The sequence below is a fragment of the Pseudomonas sp. NPDC087342 genome (genome assembly GCF_044744265.1).
Taxonomy (GTDB): domain Bacteria; phylum Pseudomonadota; class Gammaproteobacteria; order Pseudomonadales; family Pseudomonadaceae; genus Aquipseudomonas; species Aquipseudomonas nunensis.
The window spans coordinates 243787-259886 of record NZ_JBIUXZ010000003.1; the positions used below are offsets into that span (position 1 = coordinate 243787).

Here is a 16100-nt window from a genome sequence, read left to right on the forward strand (position 1 = left end):
ACCGCCCGTTATTCGGCCATGCACCGATTTTCAAAAATACTTCTAATGCTTGATATACTATTCATGACCGACCGACCGCAATATACGACTGAACTCCGTCCAGTTGATTTAACGGTTGGGAAGCGCAGAAATATCAGTTATAGAAGAAATCTTCATATAGATCGCTCTTTGTCGCAAAACTGATGCCTCAGTCAATATTGAGACATCTTGTAAATCACTGCCTCACCTTACGATAAGCTAAGGTATTCAAACAACGACGACTATACGAAGTTACACATGCTGACCACCGTTTAAATGTATTTCTGCGCCGTTTACATAGGATGCGCCGCTGGTGCACAAAAAATATATCAATGACGCCACTTCTTCTGGCCTGCCCAATCGATTCATTGGCACTAGACGCTCGACAATTTCCGAAGTACCAGGTGAAAGAATTGCGGTGTCAATTTCGCCTGGGGCAATTGCATTCACCCGCACTCCATGCGGACCAAAATCGTATGCCATTTCACGAGTAAGCGCGGAGAGTGCAGCTTTTGAGGTTGCATAGGCAACCCCCGCAAATGGATGTACCTACGATCCTTGTTTAAGCTTTGATGTATCGCAGTAATTTACTAATTCGGTTAGCGCGAAAAGTAAAATAATATTGGGCACCTTCAGAAAAACAACATCATCGATACAAGTAGCGACAGCCGAAACGAGCGCTACGCCATACACAACAGGAGCTAGCGAAAGCGATTTTCAGATCGTACACTAGTAAGTAGGCACCAAAACGCCGCGAAGCTAAACCCACCATACACTTACTCTCGAAGGGTAATTGGCTGCAGTCAATCCGCCACTAAAGGCGTGCTACAGAGCAATACGTTCCGCAGAAGCACCAACACCCAGCTCAAAATACGACTATTTTGTCAAGACAAGTTACCAACCAAGACCAGACTAAACATCTTCGCTACCGATCTTAGCAAAGATAACCGGTTTGAACTTTCGGAAGTAAACAGCCAGCAACCATCCAATAGACGCGACTGCGAAAACCAAAATCATCGACGTTACAACCATGGTTTTCGTACCGACGAGAATATTGAGATTTAATGAGGTTAATACGAACAGTACACTCAACGCAATAACGGACAAAGCCGGCGCTACCAAACGCGTAACTATCCCTGCATTAATATGAATGTTTTTTCGATAAAAAACGATGATCGAGAAGCTTGTGGCGATCAGTAATGGCAAGAGGAAATAAATCCCCATGCCCGTGATACCACCATAGGCAGCAACCGGGTCAAGTTTAAACCAGGCAATAAACTCGAGTACGGTGAAACCGAATGCAGTCACCAATAGCACTGCCACCCAAGGCGACTCCAAACGAGCATGGACCAAAGAAAGCTGTTTCGGAAGAATACGGCTCTTGCCAAGAGAAAAAAGGTAACGTGACGCGGATCCCTGTATTGCATTAATTGCGATCATTTGACTTGTGACGACGGTAAGCGAGAACACTGTAAGAACAAATTTACCTAAACTGCGCTCTACGCTTGCAAAAAAAGAACCAACTGGATTTGAAATCGCGGCTTGAATTACACCTGAGCCGCCTTCGCTAATGATATATGCCCATGAACCAATCGAATAAAATGCAGCCAGAAAAACGATCGCGATGTACGTCGCGCGCTTAACAGACCTCTCAGGGTTTCGCGTCTCTGCGCTAAAACATGCGCCTGCCTCGATACCCACCATGCATAGCATCGCAAACAACACTCCCAGCCCCGGAGAATTGCTAATAAAAGCAGGGTATGTGAATGATGTCGTCTGATACCCTTCCGGGCCACCTTGGAAAAACACCGCGATCTCCCACGCAGCCACCAAGACACATTCAACGATCACCAACGCACCCAATGCTTTTACCGATATATCGATCCTTAGCAGTCCGAGAACAGTGCAAATAGCCATAAATATTAGGGCCCATTCGTGCCAAGAAAAAATGCTTTCCCCCGTCAAATGCTTCACGAAATCGACAGCAACCAAGCCCATGTAAGGATAGGAACCAGCACCGATTAGAAGATAAGCGCATGTGGCCAAAAAAGCCCCCGAGAGCCCGGGCTCCCTGCCGACACCGATAACAATGAACTTATAAAATGCGCCTGGATTATCGACATGCTGGCTCATACCGATGAAACCGACTGAAAACACCAATAGCAGAAGGCCAGCCAAAAGAAAGGAGACCGGAGCCCCGAGGCCATTCCCGAATCCAATGGAGAGTTGCATGAAGCCTGCCACTGTGGCGACCGGGGAATTGAAGGCCACAATTAGCATTACCAGGCCAAAAGTACCTAGCCGACGCGGGAGAACGTGGGACGCGCCTATATCACCCAATAAAGTGCTATCCATAGTGCCCTGGATCTGTGCCACGCTTGCCTCCTTAAGAAGCTCTTGTTTTTATAAAATTTTTCCACAGCTTGGTTATTTCAACGTTGGATTGCTTTCATCGATCAGCTCGTGAGGAAAAAATGGTCTCCAACTCCGTCACTATCCCTTCCAGCACTTCACCAATCGGACTGTGGTTCGAGATATTGCAGCCTCACAAACCCACCGTTTCGAAATGATGCCGAACTTCCTAAGCATTCTGACGATTAATTTACCGGCCTTGTAGAATTAACCACAAACACTCAAATGGGCATTCAGGTATTGAGAAAAAGCATAGGTTGGCGCTGAAGATTACCCATACCATTTATATGGAGAATCTGATGAAAAACGAACCGCAGGGCGCCCATACTGTGAGGCAACAAAAATTCGGGTGCGCCTGCCAAAACCTTATGTGAGCATTACAGTACTCGCTGACCAGCTCACCCGCCTGCGTCCCGCTAGGACATTTTTGAGCTTCGAATGTGGACCAAGGCTAACCTTCCTAGTGGACATCTTTTCATTACACCCTTTGCGCTGCTGCGCGGCGCTCCGGAAAACGTCCAGTGTTGGCATACGGTAGCCCAAATTGCGAAGGTAGAGGGCGCATAAGGTGTCACCCGATTGCGCACCAGCCATTATCGATTGTTAGCCCTACTCCGTTGATGAAACTCGCAGCATCAGATGCCAAAAATAAAACCGCTTCAGCCGCCTCCTCAGGCTCGCAAATACGCAATTGAGTATCCTTCAGCGCTGAGTCATCCCATGGGTGCCCTAGGGCCGCGAAATCTTCTATTTCTTTCAAGCCGTGCTGCGTTCGGACAAATGCAGGACAGATTGCATTCGCGCGAATGTTCTTGACTCTGTATTCGGCACACAACGATTTAGTCAGCATGAGCGTTGCGGCTTTAGTCATGTTGTACAGCGCTTCAAGTGCGAAAGCCCTCTCACCCGAAATCGAAGACGTGACTACGATAGTTCCCCCGCCCGACTCACTCATTCGTGCGACTACATTCCGACAAACCAAGAATGCTGATTTCACATTGATATCAAAAATTTTCTGGAAGTCCTCCTCATTCATTGAGTGAAGGGGGCCAACCGTGACAATGCCGGCATGATTAAACAGATGATCGATCTTGCCGAAATGTTCGACGGCCTCTGAGATAGCGCCCTCTACCTGCGCCGCGATGCTGGCGTCGACCGCCCACGCTTTGGCTGCCCCTCCTAACTCCAGGATGACCTCTACGGTCTCTTGAGCAGCTTCATAGTCCAAATCGAGGATACTCAACCGCGCACCTTGTTGAGCAAAGAGAAGAGCGGCTGCGCGCCCCATACCTTTGGCACCACCAGAAATGAGTACGTGGGTGCCTTCGAAGCACTTGTATTGGGCACGCGGGACCGGAACATTATTCATCGTAACTCACTTACCTTTTTATTGGGCTATTTGGGAACCATTGACCTCTTTTTTATCATGCAAGATCCTTATGCGCAACACCAACTGCGCGCAACCAGGGCAAAAACCGCTCCATTTCAGACGAATCAGTCTCATTACGAAATATGGTATCTAAATGGAACCTTTTTGACCAAGCGCACAGCTAACGCACAGATGTTAAAATGGAACCACTGTGCAGCCTATCAATTGGCAGCGAGGACAAAACATTGTTTAAATCACCAGAATTGGAATGAATGAAAAGCTTTTTTCAGCGAGTTTTACTCGGAGCCTCACCGAAGTAACGTCGGTAGGCACGATTAAAACTCGCCCCATCAGCAAACCCTACCATCTCAGCAATTAGCCCCATGCTAAACTTTCTGGTAAAGATCAATGATCTAGCTTTCGACATCCGTCGCCTAGTCACATACTCCTGAGGACTTATTCCGGTTCGTTGACGCATCATTACGTACAAATGACTTGTACTGACATAGAGCAAGTTCGCTAACTCATCATTATCGATGGTGCGATGAATATTTTTGTCAATATATCCGTCTAAACTAGCCGTATCAAATCGATGGCCCGCAAATTCTAAATGAGCGACATGATTATCATGCATCATTAAGCTTGTGAGAAACATACTGATTATCTGATATTGAAAAGCTGGCCCATACAGCGATGCATTTTGGTGCAACTGAGTATCCACCCAGTTCAGGAGATTAAGCGAGTTTAAGGTGGGTTTCAGTAACTCTGTGCGATCGAGCAATCGACCGTTAACCGACGTTCCGCAGACACGTTCCAACGCATTGATATATTCGTCGTTTGGATTTATATCGATTACCAACAATTTACATTTATCAGTTATTCCGCGGTACCGGTGCAATACCTCACTAGGTAAAACACCAATAGAGCCTCGAACAAGCACCCCGGTTCTGCTCGGCAGCTCGCACTCCATAACTCCACCGTGCCCGATCAGAATTTGCGGGTGTTCATGACTGTGCTCGCCATGACTGGTGGCGATATTGTTAGCTCGTAGTATCGTTTCCACATTCAACCCTTCCAATAGCCTGAGTCAAAAACTCAATAGTCATGGGCAAGGCATCCCTGCTTAAGCGTTTTAGGATGAGGCCCCCATAGAATCGAGTATTTACTCATGTACCTAAACGCCAAACAGCTAGCAGACGCGCTTCCTTGGGACGCATTGATCGAGGCTCTGTCTGATATTTTTACTCGCCCCGTGAACTCACCTGTGCGCCACCATCATAAAATCGACGTCCCCGGCGAGCCCTCGGCCATGCTTTTGCTTATGCCGGCATGGATCGAGGGGGAGTACCTTGGAGTCAAGCAAGTAAACGTTTTCCCCGGGAACAACGCCAGGAACCTTCCTGGACTCAGTAGTCACTACCTACTGAGTTGCGCAAAGACAGGCCTACCACTAGGTCAGTTTGATGGGAATGAACTGACTGCTCGTCGCACTGCAGCCGCTTCGGCCATGGCCTCCAAATATCTTTCGCGCTCTGACTCCGCTCGATTGCTGATGGTGGGGGCTGGACGCATGGGTCGCTACTTAGTAAGTGCACATCGCTCTGTTCGAGACATTCAGGAAGTAGATGTTTACGACTTGAACTTCGAATCAGCTAGCGCATTTGCTAATGAGCTTTCATCACAGGGCATCTCCGCCAAGGCCTTGACCCTAGAAGAGCTTCCAAAAGCAGCATCCGACGCCGACATCATCAGCTGTGCAACTCTTGCCACCGATCCCGTGATCAAAGGTAAGTGGCTGAAACCAGGCGTGCACCTTGACCTAGTTGGTAGCTTCACTCCCCTCATGCGAGAGGTTGATGATGACGTGGCGGCACTCAGCTCAATATTCGTAGACACCCGCGAAGGTGCGCTAGCCGAGACCGGAGACTTGATCCAACCTATCCGCAACGGCGTAATTAATGAAAATGATGTAATCGCTGAATTTAGTGAATTATGTGGCAAAGGGCACGCCGGTCGTTCCGCATTGCCGAATCCAGAACTCGCCATCACTATGTTCAAATCCGTTGGCGCTTCCATTGAGGACCTAGCAGCAGCAGTATTGGCCTACAAGCGTACCGCGGAAAAAAAGAATCCCTCTCAATAGCAAAGAGGTTTTGGTGCCGCGGTCGCTCTTTTGGTTTAGACCGCGTCACCTACTCGAGCCTGTCGAAGATGGCAAAACCTCATGGCCTAAACGCCAAATCTTGCCACGCATCATCAGATGCTTATCTCCCCCTCCTCCATATGTTCCAACCAGGCAGGCACAGTTGAAATTACGGATCCCGAAACTGCCGCCGCAATGCATCCTTCGAGGTTGGAGAAGCGGACCTGCCTGCCCACCAAGCCTGGCGCATAATGAGCATACTTCCCCGAATTAGTAATGAGCGTTTTCGCATTGGGAGGTATCACCGGCTCGCTGACCATACACCAACATGTGTCGGTGATTATCTGAGCGCCAAATTTTTCGATCACCCCTACCAATCCGGCGTTGCTCGCCCGCTCAAATACCGCGCGACTGGTGGTAACGATCACCTTGGTTTCCGCATTAGAAACCTTTGCCTCGCATAAAATTGCCAGCTTCTGAAATTCTTCGAACGAAAAATGAGGGTTTCCAAGGGAGACCAAATCAATTTTGGATTCGGTGCTGCTGTCCAATTCACGCCATACTTCAAGTAATTGCGCAGTCGTAATTACGTGACTAGCTTTCGGTTCAAGCCCACCAGTTGCACGCCCCAAAGTAGCCGCTTCTGGCGTTACTCCAACCATGTGAAACATGGGAGCAGCAGACGTCGTTCCGAATGCCGCACCGAACGCTTTCAACGCGTCACGATCCACACTCGCAGCCTCTAAGCCGCTAACGACTGGGATAGCCGAGCCGCTAAGTTTGCCGCAGAGGTATCCAAGCACGGGAAAAAATGCGTCATCTAACGAGTCGGGAACCTCGCAATGGATGGAAATTTCTGCATAGCGGTTTTTATCAATATGACAACCTGACAGCGGTGCACGACCAGTAATAGCTGTACATATATCCATAAAATCAGCATATTTATTTGTTCGCGCACCCAAGACACTGTTGGCAAAAACCACTGCATTCGATTCAGCCCAGACTATTTGCTCACCAAATACTGCTGTATCTTCTAGCAGATAGGGAGCGCATGTGAACGTCGCTACAGCTCCCATCGCTAGATAGGCCTGAGCAAGCTCCACCGCAGGAACACCTAATGAATCAGGGATCCCCTGCAGCCTCCACCTACGCTCGTCTACCGAGATAGAATTCAGTGTTGTGGGAACTCGTACCTGGGCACCTAGGGCAAGCAGGGTATTAGCAAATAACAATCCCCCGGGCCCGGTATAAATGCACCCGTCAATATGAGCCCTGTGAATATCAATGAAACTGTCAGCGCCCTGAACTTGCGCCATACGCAGTACTATCTTCATTGCCGCCTTGGCGGCCTCTCCATATGCGCCACCAAGCAAAAGCTCGTCAAATTCTGTGAGCGCTATTTCCGGAAAATTGACGAATGAGTCGACGATCAACGCTTGGGGAGCTTTGTCGACAAATGAATCCGAAATATGGAGCTGGTCACCCACCAACTGCGCAAATTTGGCTTCTGAGATGCGCTCGTATTGTTCACCCAAACACAGTATCGGTACCGAGCGTTTGAAAAGTTCTTCAGCAACAATCACACCTAAAGCCAAGATTTCGTCGACTTCCTTAAAAATGATCGCCGCAGGCGCTAGATCGCTGAGAATCAGCTCAAGCAGGACGCTGCTTCCGGTACAGGATCCTCTGCCGGAAGGAATTGCCAAAATGCACCCTTTCAGCTGTCTGCCACAAAGGGGATGGTGGAGGTCAATAACTTCTGAAGTAAGCGGATCAACCCCGCCCCAAAAACTTAATCCGACATCGGAATAAAGTAGATCGGCGCTGGCATAACCTGGTACGACTAGCTTACCTTGTAGACTTTCAGCATTCATAATTGCTCACCATCACAAAACCTTGGATATGGCTACGAGCAGACGGGCACTGAACGTAGCCATTTCTCTACCTCGCCTGGCTTCATCGGACAATAGACACCATGCGAGGGAAGAAGACTACAAATACCGCCCTGATGTAGCTGGATTCTGAATAACTATAGTTTTTAAGTTTGTATACTCTTCAATCGAGTATCTGCCATTCTCCCGACCGTACCCGCTCTGCTTGCTACCACCAATAGGAATTTCTGAAGCCACGTCAAGAAAGGTGTTAACCCAGACGATTCCAGATCGAATTTTACGCGCCATGGTCGTAGCGGTATTGAGATCGCTAGTCCATACACTTGATGCAAGACCGAAATCGGTATCATTTGCCAGCTCGATCGCGTGCTTCATGTCAGAGAATGGAATAATCACAATCACTGGACCAAACACTTCCTCTCGCGAAATTTTGGCCGTTGAGGGCACATCGGTAAAAACAGTTGGCTCAATGAAATAGCCTGGCAAATCTTTGAGTGCGCTTCCACCGTATGCCAGCCTGCCTACACTCTTACCTTCTTCAATGTAACCATTGATTTTATCAAATTGGGCCTGATTGATAATGGCACCCATTTTAGTGCTTGGATCGAGCGGATCCCCAACGGTAATACCCTTCAGCTTTTCACAAAGCTGCTCAGTAAAACTTGTTACTATTGACTCTTGGACCAATACACGGCTTCCACTGCAGCACTCAGCTCCGGAATTGTAGACAAAGCCTTTGATAGCGTTGTCCAATGCTGCTTCGATATTCGCATCAGCAAAGACAACAGTGGGATTTTTGCCGCCCAACTCAAGAACAACTTTTTTCATATTTCCAGCAGCAGATACGACAATTTTTTGAGCAGTAGCCGTTGATCCAGTGAAGGAAATTAGTCGAATGTCTTTGTGATCTGCCAAGCGTTGCCCCGCGCGTGCCCCGAGGCCTGTAACAACGTTGAAGACCCCCTTGGGAAGGCCTGCCTCTTCTAAAAGCTTCGCGATTTCCAGAGTTGTTCCAGAAGTAAACTCACTGGGTTTCACTACCACTGTGCAGCCCGCGGCCAGCGCGTATGGCAGTTTTTGGCTCAAGACGACAGCTGGGTAATTCCATGGGGTAACCAAACCAACAGGCCCGACGGGCTCTCTCAGTACGACGGCCAATTTATCCGGCCCAAGATTCGAATGACTATCACCATGGATACCTCTTGCTTGCCCCGCAGCGTAATCCCACATATCTGCCGCCCATGGAATTTCTTCTCGTGCTTGCTCCAAGGTCTTACCAGTTTCCAGGGATTCAATAAGCGCGAGGGCATCAGTATTCTCGCGAAGCTTGCCGGCTACGGTATGCAGAACCTCGGCCCGTTGCGCACCGGTGAGATCAGACCAACGTCCATCCTCAAAGGCAGCCAAAGCAGCATCAACCGCGTCGTCAACATCCTGCGCAACGCTATTAGGCCAGGTAGCAACGAGTTCACCGGTTGCAGGGTTCACACGCTCTATTTGCTCGCCTGACACTGATGGACGAGCCGCCCCATCAATATGATTGCCATAAATACGAACACGAAGTGAATTCTTGTTCCACGAAGCCAGATCTGTTGACATTTTTTCATCTCACTAAAGGTTGGAAAATATCGCCTTAAGCTGCAGCCGCACGCAGGCAGTCTCGAATTAGGGCGCATGGGAAAGGTATTTATGAGCAGCAACGTCGTGCGCCCGGCGATTGTCCTCACTGTCGTTTTTAGCCCAACGAGATGTCCTGGAAAACTGTAGGGCTGAAATCAACGGCGCCCCAAGAACGGGATCTGGATCCCGCCATCCCAGTCACCGACTCGCCGCCTCCGCTGGCTCGTACGCCTAAAGCCAGTAACTCCACACCCCTCCCTACTCAGGGAAGATAAGCTATCGAAACGCGCTGAAGCAATAGCATTTGGGCTTTTTGTATACCTTTATTTCTTCATTAACCGCGGTAAGCTCATGAAAGAGATCAGAAGACAATGAGCTAAATATTCTATTTTTTTGCATCAAAATCAGAAATTAGCGCCGATAATAGATAAAAATCATCGAAAAATAACATTCTTTACGCGACGAGACCCACGCTTATAGGTACCGTAATAGCCCATTTTCTCGCGCAGTCAGTGTATTGGTGAAATCACATCCCATCGCCTGTTTTTGGGTAAAATCGCTTCAAATTGATGTTTCAGATCGGCCAAAAAAGCCGTAAGCGGCCCAGCGCACCGCGAAGGCTACAAACAGATCATTTTCAGCTGGAAGCGTGAGACAATCTGGAAATCAAGACAGAGGATCTAATCGTGTCCAAGCTTTCTGGAAAGGTGTGCTTCATCACTGGCGGGGCCAATGGAATAGGCAAAGCAACTGTTGAGCTTTTTGCCAAAGAAGGGGGGATCGTTTACTTCGCGGATGCTGACTTTTCTGCAGGCGAAAGACTCGTATCGGAATTGAAGAAACAGAATCTCCGGGTTACTTTTTTGCCCTGCGATGTGAGTATCCATCTACAGTGTAATGAAGCTGTCGTGACGACAATCCAAGCGGAAGGTCGAATCGATGTACTTTTTAATCATGCGGGCGTTATTGTCGCTAAGGCTTTCTTGGATTACACACTTGAAGAGTGGGAATGGTTGTTCGACAACAATGCCAAAAGTGTTTTCATGATCACCCGTGCGGTGCTTCCACACATGCTCGAACACGGCAAAGGGGTCATTATCAACACCTCCTCCTCATCAGTGAAAGCAGTCACAAGCTTCGAAAGCGTCTATGGCGCTTCTAAGGGTGCAATGCATCAACTGTGCCGTGCTATTGCTGTGGAGTTTCGTGATGCAGGGATTAGGTGCAACCTGATCGTCCCCAGTTTTGTCAGGACGAAGCATGCCTATGAGGAGCTTGAGCAATTACGCTCGCATGGGGTGTTTGCTTCTGAGAACGACATAACGCTGATGCAGGGAAGAATCTGTGAGCCTGAAGAGGTAGCGACAGTGGCTCTATTTTTAGCAACAGACGACTCAAGTTTTATAAATGGTGCCGAGATCATGGTCGACAACACATTTACCGCGATATAAATTATGCTATTTGGAATAACACCAATTAAGACGATCGCGACCTATGGAGCGACCGCAGAAAGATTACGTCAAGAGATCACTCTAGGTCTTATTGCTCCAAATACAAAATTGATGGCAGAAAGGAAATTCGCTGAAGAACTTGGCGTCGCGAGGATCACCTTGCGCGAGGCACTAAAAATGCTTGAGGCTGAGGGATACTTAGAAATACGTCGAGGGGCAAGCGGCGGCGCCATCATTGCACCGGAAAGCAAATTAAAACTGCTCGCCCATGAACATCTCAGCAAATCACATGCTTCGTGCTTCAGGGCGTTGGAATATTGGCGCATTAATCAGATTGCTTGCGCTCGCCTCGCCGCCGCCAGGAGGACACCAGCAGACCTAAAACGCCTACAGACGACTCTTGCAACGCTAGAATCTTTTACTGCTGATCATGAACGTAGACAGGGAGAGAGCGAACTATTTCTATCAGTAGCTGCTGCAGCAAGTAATACATGGTTAATGACCTCTGTACATGACTCTCTTGCCGCTTCATTTCTTCCCTTTATAGATCCTCCATCACACGCAGAATTGCTACCAACTGAAATGATTCATGAGCTAATTATTGCGATTAGAAATAACGACCACGAAGTTGCAGAACGTCAAATGAATCTCATCACCACCCTATACGCAGACAGATATAAATCGGCCCTCACCGCTAGAAAAGCAGAAATTGCGTAGATCGCGCTTACTGTAAAATGTATTATTTGCTGGGTAGAGATTACACCTTCAGGATAATACTTGGACACTTTACATCATATGATCATGCTTTATCGGGGGCTAGCTTTCGGCCCCTAAAAACCAAAAAACCTTACTAAAGAACCAACTAACTTTTCGCTTCAGCAAAACTGAAACCCTATAAATTCAATATAGACTTTTCCATCCATACGGCCGCATGTGAACAAAAATCCAGCGAAAAATTTAAATTCCGCCCCGGTAGAAAGTGTGTCATCTAACGTTTTTTACAAGTAAGCTGAGCATATGATCGAGATCTGAATGCCTAATAGAAGGTTGACCGCCCATTTTTTCTAGTAAAAAGCCCTCTAGGAGAGCGTCGATCAATTTACTAGCAAGCAGACCAAACCTGCGAGATAAACCTTCTTGGTTTCTTCGTCTCCAAATACCAACCGTGCCAACCATGGCTGAGTTTTTACTCGCGTACGCGCTCAACTCATAAGAAATCGAAATCGTACGCCTAATTATCGAACAATCGCATTTGCAACAACACATATCAACCAGGCGACCTAAGACCTGATCATCAGTTGCTGAGTCTTCTAAGACATCCAAGTACAGAGATGGATTTGCCTCGGCGAAATATATAAACGACGATTCTATTAACTGTTCTATACTGTCAAATTTGTATATTAATGAGCCGAGTGTTACACCTGCCCTCTTGGCGATCCGCCTATAAGTTGCCCCTGCCATTCCTTCCTCTGCTATTACATCTAACACAGAGGTCATCATTTTAATTTTTCGCTCAAGGATCAATGACAGATCGTAAACTGCAGACATAAGAAATCCTCAACGCCCGCCCGTAATGTGGTGCACGCAAATATAAAGGGAGGGATTTATAAAACCAGTAACCGCCCTAAAATCCAGAAGCTTTATAACCACAAGCCCCATATAATTTATAGTCAAAGGGCTTTCACCCTCTGAATCATCCAGACAATGGCTGTATATTTTGCAGAGCTACACTTAACATTTAAACACTTAAAAGAGACTGCTTTCACCCCCTTTGCCTGACTGAGAAATGAGGTACAATTTGCATACGGTTACCAAACTAGAGCGCCATTAAAAATGGATATCAACCAGCTTCGCACGTTAATCCAGGTCGCAGAACTTGGAAGCCTTTCAAAAGCAGCAGATCGACTCTGCACTGCGCAGCCGGCGCTAAGTAGACGGATGGCAATGCTTGAAGACGAACTTGACGCAAAACTGTTCGAGCGGCACGGCAGAGGGATGATTATCACGGCGCAAGGCCAACGCGTTCTACAGCACGCTCGGCGTATTATGGCCGAAATGGACGAAATCAAATCCAGCCTAGCTGACGAAGCTCTTCGCGGTCATGTTTCCATCGGACTACTTTCCTCTGTTACGGACGTTCTTACAGTACCGCTCATTGAAGCAATTCGAACATCACATCCTTACGCGACGTGCAGAATAGTGAGTGGGTATTCACTTGATCTGCTTGAGCGTGTCCACAGCGGTGATCTGGACGTAGCCGTGCTTTATGACCCCCTATCGATCAGGTCTCTGAAGTCCACCCCCTTTTTAGAAGAGGATCTTTACATCGTTGGTTCGAAAGCTCAGAACTTCAGCTACAAAAATCCGCTAGACTTTTCTAGCTTGTCACAATTTGACATTCTACTGCCTAGTGCTCGACACAGTACTAGACAGATAGCCGATGAGGCCGCCCATATGTGCGGGATTCATCTAAACGTCAAAATCGATGTAGACTCCTTTTCAGTGTTAAAACAACTTGTTATTAACGACAATGGAGTCTCAATTATCCCTATCACTTCGGTGCGACAGGAAATTGCAGAGGGCAAGATGACAGCAGCCCCCCTTATCAATCCAACTCCTTTAAGAAGACTTGAACTATCCTACCCAGCAGATCGACCAATATCGCGGCTCGCAACTTACGTTGGTCAAAGAATCATTGCTACATCCTCAGATCTTATTGACCAAGGAATTTGGACCGGCGCACGAGTCATCGAATGAGTCGTTATATAGCAGTCCCTCGACTGTAGTTTCAACTACAGCACCGAGGGACTTACATAAATCATAAACCGTCAGACGTCAATCCGCTTATCAGAGATCAGTACAGTTACATCATGGAAGTCGTCGGTCATCTCAAACAATACATCTTGCCCTTGTTTCAGGTAGCAAGTATCTCCTACACCTAGATAAAAAGATTCGCCATCCGTGATCGTGATCTTCACCCCGCCAGCAACGACGTAAATGAACTCGTCAAACGGCATAACAAATTGATGAGTCCCTGACTCTCGGAAGCTACCAGCAAGCCTGGTACCGTCGGGAGAGTGGTACAAAATAGCTTTCGACCCACCAAACTCGGGGAGCGGCTCAAAATTTGTCGTGTGCACGTTAAAGTGTGGCGCCAAGTTAGAATCTGACATTACAACTCTCCTTTTGCCCAGCCCAGACAGCCTGGACTGTGATTTTTGTATTGGAAATTAAATTTTTAACAGCCAAGTCACTCAATGAGCATTGCCATTACGTCAGACCTCCAACTTAAGTGAACTGACTGTCCGACATAGAACGCTGAAGGCTCACCTGTTCTTATTTGTTGCGCTTTTATTGCCGTCCCATCTGGAAGCTCGGCAACAAGTATCACCCTGCCACCGATAGGTAGAATCGACTTTAATGTTGCAACACAAGAATTTGACGCCTGAGGATCATCAATATAAGGCTCGAGAACCGGCGTAATGTGTACAGACTCGGGACGAACCAAGATATGAATTTTGGAGCCAACAGTTACTTTAGCGTCATATTGGGTTGAACGAACAGTCCCTCCAGCAAATGCGGCCGACATTTCGTTACCGCTTCGCGCGGTTACAATGCCTGATATTACGTTTGTTTCGCCTAAAAATTTTGCAGCAAAAAGTGATTTCGGTCTGAAGTACAGATCATCCGGTGTCGCAATCTGCTCGATGCAGCCTTGGTTCATCAGCACTATACGCGACGATAAAATCATGGCTTCATCTTGGTCATGAGTAACATACACAAAAGTTGTGCCTGTAACATCTTGAATCCGCTTTAACTCAACAAGCATGTGTTGGCGTATCTTTAAATCTAGCGCCGCGAGCGGCTCATCGAGCAGCAAAACCTCAGGCTCGTTCACCAAAGCTCGAGCTAAAGCGACTCGCTGACACTGGCCACCGCTCAATTCAGTAATCCAACGGCTGGCCATTTTCTCTAGCTGAACCAGTTCCATAATCTTTAAAACTTTGTCTCGAATAATTGCTTTCGGTAGCTTCTTCAATCTCAGACCGAAAGCAATATTGTCAAAGACATCCAGATGGGGAAACAACGCGTATCTCTGGAATACCATATTGACCGGACGCCGCTCAGGGGGCATGCGTGTCATATCTTGATCATGCAGAGAAAGAGATCCCTCCGTTGGAGTATCAAATCCTGCTATTAAACGCATGAGTGTTGATTTGCCACAGCCCGACGGCCCTAAAAACGTAAGAATTTCGCCTTTACGGATTTCCAGGTCAAGCTTGTTTAGTACCGTAATATCGCCATAACGCTTGGTAAGCCCTTTAATCGTGACGATATTGCTGAACGCGTATGTTGTCGACTCTTTAGCTTTTACAGATTCTGTGATCATGCTGTTCATCTTATTCTTCTCGGTCCGCGCTACGTTGTTGTATTGCACGACGCTTCTGCATTCCTAGTATTACCCCTGCAACAAGGAGTAAGACCAGTGTCATTCCCATCGCCAATACAGATGCCGCATTTATGGTCGGATTGACAGTACGTCTCATCGCAGAAAGTATATAAAATGGAAGAGTACTTTGTTCTCCGATCACAAAAACAGTGATGACGATTTCATCGAATGATAGCGCAAAGGATAGAATTGTGCCGCCGAGCAACGTTGGAGCCAAAATAGGAAGAGTTATGAGACGGAAAGCGGCGAACGGGCCTGCACCTAGATCACGACCTGCCAACTCTAAATCCGCATCAAAAAAGGTTACTCGAGAGCGAACCGTTTCAATAAAAAATGGGAGACAAAAAAGAGTATGAGCAATAGTAACAGTCACTAAGGAACGGTGAACTCCTAGCATATCGAACAATACCAGCAGACCGATCCCAAGGAACAAGCCGGGTAACGCGATGGGTGCAAACGCGAGAAATGAAAACGCAGCTTTCGGACGTTTGCTTAGACGAGGGATCGCAAGTGCGGCAAAAGTACCCAGCAAGCACGTCGCGATGGACGACGCGGTTGCTACAATCACCGAGTTCTTAAGCGAGTTAACAAAATTATCGTCAGAGAGGATCACTTCAAACCAGCGTAAGCTGAACCCTTCAAATGGAAAGCTCATTGCGGTGGTTGAGTGAAACGCAAATAACGTGATCACTAGTATCGGCAAGAATAGGAATGCCAAAAAGGCTAACACATATAGACGTAGCAT

The 16100-nt window shown here is 47.5% G+C and carries 13 protein-coding genes and 1 pseudogene; 4 read left to right on the forward strand and 10 right to left on the reverse strand.

Annotation, left to right across the window (positions count from 1 at the left end):
• Positions 1 to 270: 270 nt before the first annotated feature.
• The 4 genes and pseudogenes from ACIOYV_RS11500 to ACIOYV_RS11515 form a co-directional block, all read right to left on the reverse strand.
• Positions 271 to 567 (reverse strand): annotated as a pseudogene (locus ACIOYV_RS11500) (SDR family NAD(P)-dependent oxidoreductase); the annotation flags it as partial.
• 363 nt (positions 568 to 930) lie between these two features.
• On the reverse strand, positions 931 to 2394 hold the full coding sequence (locus ACIOYV_RS11505; protein ID WP_401323762.1) for an APC family permease: 1464 nt from the start codon (positions 2392 to 2394) through the stop codon (positions 931 to 933).
• Between the two features lie 607 nt (positions 2395 to 3001).
• Complete coding sequence (locus ACIOYV_RS11510) at positions 3002 to 3799, reverse strand: SDR family NAD(P)-dependent oxidoreductase (protein WP_401323763.1); 798 nt, start codon at positions 3797 to 3799, stop codon at positions 3002 to 3004.
• Between the two features lie 286 nt (positions 3800 to 4085).
• A complete protein-coding gene (locus ACIOYV_RS11515; protein WP_401323765.1) occupies positions 4086 to 4862 on the reverse strand; it encodes an AraC family transcriptional regulator in 777 nt (258 codons plus the stop codon).
• Positions 4863 to 4967: 105 nt separating this feature from the next.
• Between ACIOYV_RS11515 and ACIOYV_RS11520 the strand changes: the two genes are divergently transcribed.
• Complete coding sequence (locus ACIOYV_RS11520; protein ID WP_401323767.1) at positions 4968 to 5942, forward strand: ornithine cyclodeaminase family protein; 975 nt, start codon at positions 4968 to 4970, stop codon at positions 5940 to 5942.
• 113 nt (positions 5943 to 6055) lie between these two features.
• Here the strand turns inward: ACIOYV_RS11520 and ACIOYV_RS11525 are convergent, their stop codons facing one another.
• Complete coding sequence (locus ACIOYV_RS11525; RefSeq protein WP_401324023.1) at positions 6056 to 7819, reverse strand: aconitase X; 1764 nt, start codon at positions 7817 to 7819, stop codon at positions 6056 to 6058.
• Positions 7820 to 7933: 114 nt separating this feature from the next.
• On the reverse strand, positions 7934 to 9433 hold the full coding sequence (locus ACIOYV_RS11530; RefSeq protein WP_401323769.1) for an aldehyde dehydrogenase family protein: 1500 nt from the start codon (positions 9431 to 9433) through the stop codon (positions 7934 to 7936).
• 707 nt (positions 9434 to 10140) lie between these two features.
• Between ACIOYV_RS11530 and ACIOYV_RS11535 the strand changes: the two genes are divergently transcribed.
• The gene (locus ACIOYV_RS11535) at positions 10141 to 10905 is read left to right on the forward strand and encodes an SDR family NAD(P)-dependent oxidoreductase (RefSeq protein WP_401323770.1); all 765 of its coding nucleotides are present in this window, start codon (positions 10141 to 10143) and stop codon (positions 10903 to 10905) included.
• Between the two features lie 3 nt (positions 10906 to 10908).
• Positions 10909 to 11622: a FadR/GntR family transcriptional regulator gene (locus ACIOYV_RS11540; protein ID WP_401323772.1), complete on the forward strand. Its 714-nt coding sequence runs from the start codon at positions 10909 to 10911 to the stop codon at positions 11620 to 11622.
• A 267-nt stretch (positions 11623 to 11889) separates the two neighbouring features.
• Here ACIOYV_RS11540 and ACIOYV_RS11545 read toward each other — a convergent pair whose 3' ends face one another.
• On the reverse strand, positions 11890 to 12453 hold the full coding sequence (locus tag ACIOYV_RS11545; protein ID WP_401323773.1) for a TetR/AcrR family transcriptional regulator: 564 nt from the start codon (positions 12451 to 12453) through the stop codon (positions 11890 to 11892).
• Positions 12454 to 12738: 285 nt separating this feature from the next.
• Between ACIOYV_RS11545 and ACIOYV_RS11550 the strand changes: the two genes are divergently transcribed.
• Positions 12739 to 13662, forward strand: a complete 924-nt coding sequence (locus tag ACIOYV_RS11550) for a LysR family transcriptional regulator (RefSeq protein ID WP_401323775.1) — start codon at positions 12739 to 12741, stop codon at positions 13660 to 13662.
• Between the two features lie 71 nt (positions 13663 to 13733).
• On the opposite strand, the gene ACIOYV_RS11555 is transcribed toward ACIOYV_RS11550, so the two are convergent.
• The 3 genes from ACIOYV_RS11555 to ACIOYV_RS11565 form a co-directional block, all read right to left on the reverse strand.
• Positions 13734 to 14078 carry a cupin domain-containing protein gene (locus tag ACIOYV_RS11555; RefSeq protein ID WP_401323777.1) on the reverse strand — a complete coding sequence of 115 codons (345 nt, stop codon included), beginning with the start codon at positions 14076 to 14078 and terminating at the stop codon, positions 13734 to 13736.
• Between the two features lie 77 nt (positions 14079 to 14155).
• Positions 14156 to 15304, reverse strand: a complete 1149-nt coding sequence (locus tag ACIOYV_RS11560; protein ID WP_401323779.1) for an ABC transporter ATP-binding protein — start codon at positions 15302 to 15304, stop codon at positions 14156 to 14158.
• Position 15305: 1 nt separating this feature from the next.
• Entirely contained in the window at positions 15306 to 16100 is a 795-nt protein-coding gene (locus ACIOYV_RS11565; RefSeq protein ID WP_401323781.1) for an ABC transporter permease, read from the reverse strand.

Bases quoted from the DNA above. Each gene is read 5' to 3' on its own strand.
- ACIOYV_RS11510 (WP_401323763.1), bottom strand. From the start codon at position 3,799: ATGAATAATGTTCCGGTCCCGCGTGCCCAATACAAGTGCTTCGAAGGC.
- ACIOYV_RS11520 (WP_401323767.1), top strand. From the start codon at position 4,968: ATGTACCTAAACGCCAAACAGCTAGCAGACGCGCTTCCTTGGGACGCA.
- ACIOYV_RS11530 (WP_401323769.1), bottom strand. From the start codon at position 9,433: ATGTCAACAGATCTGGCTTCGTGGAACAAGAATTCACTTCGTGTTCGT.
- ACIOYV_RS11540 (WP_401323772.1), top strand. From the start codon at position 10,909: ATGCTATTTGGAATAACACCAATTAAGACGATCGCGACCTATGGAGCG.
- ACIOYV_RS11545 (WP_401323773.1), bottom strand. From the start codon at position 12,453: ATGTCTGCAGTTTACGATCTGTCATTGATCCTTGAGCGAAAAATTAAA.
- ACIOYV_RS11550 (WP_401323775.1), top strand. From the start codon at position 12,739: ATGGATATCAACCAGCTTCGCACGTTAATCCAGGTCGCAGAACTTGGA.
- ACIOYV_RS11555 (WP_401323777.1), bottom strand. From the start codon at position 14,078: ATGTCAGATTCTAACTTGGCGCCACACTTTAACGTGCACACGACAAAT.
- ACIOYV_RS11560 (WP_401323779.1), bottom strand. From the start codon at position 15,304: ATGAACAGCATGATCACAGAATCTGTAAAAGCTAAAGAGTCGACAACA.
- ACIOYV_RS11565 (WP_401323781.1), bottom strand. From the start codon at position 16,100: ATGCTACGTCTATATGTGTTAGCCTTTTTGGCATTCCTATTCTTGCCG.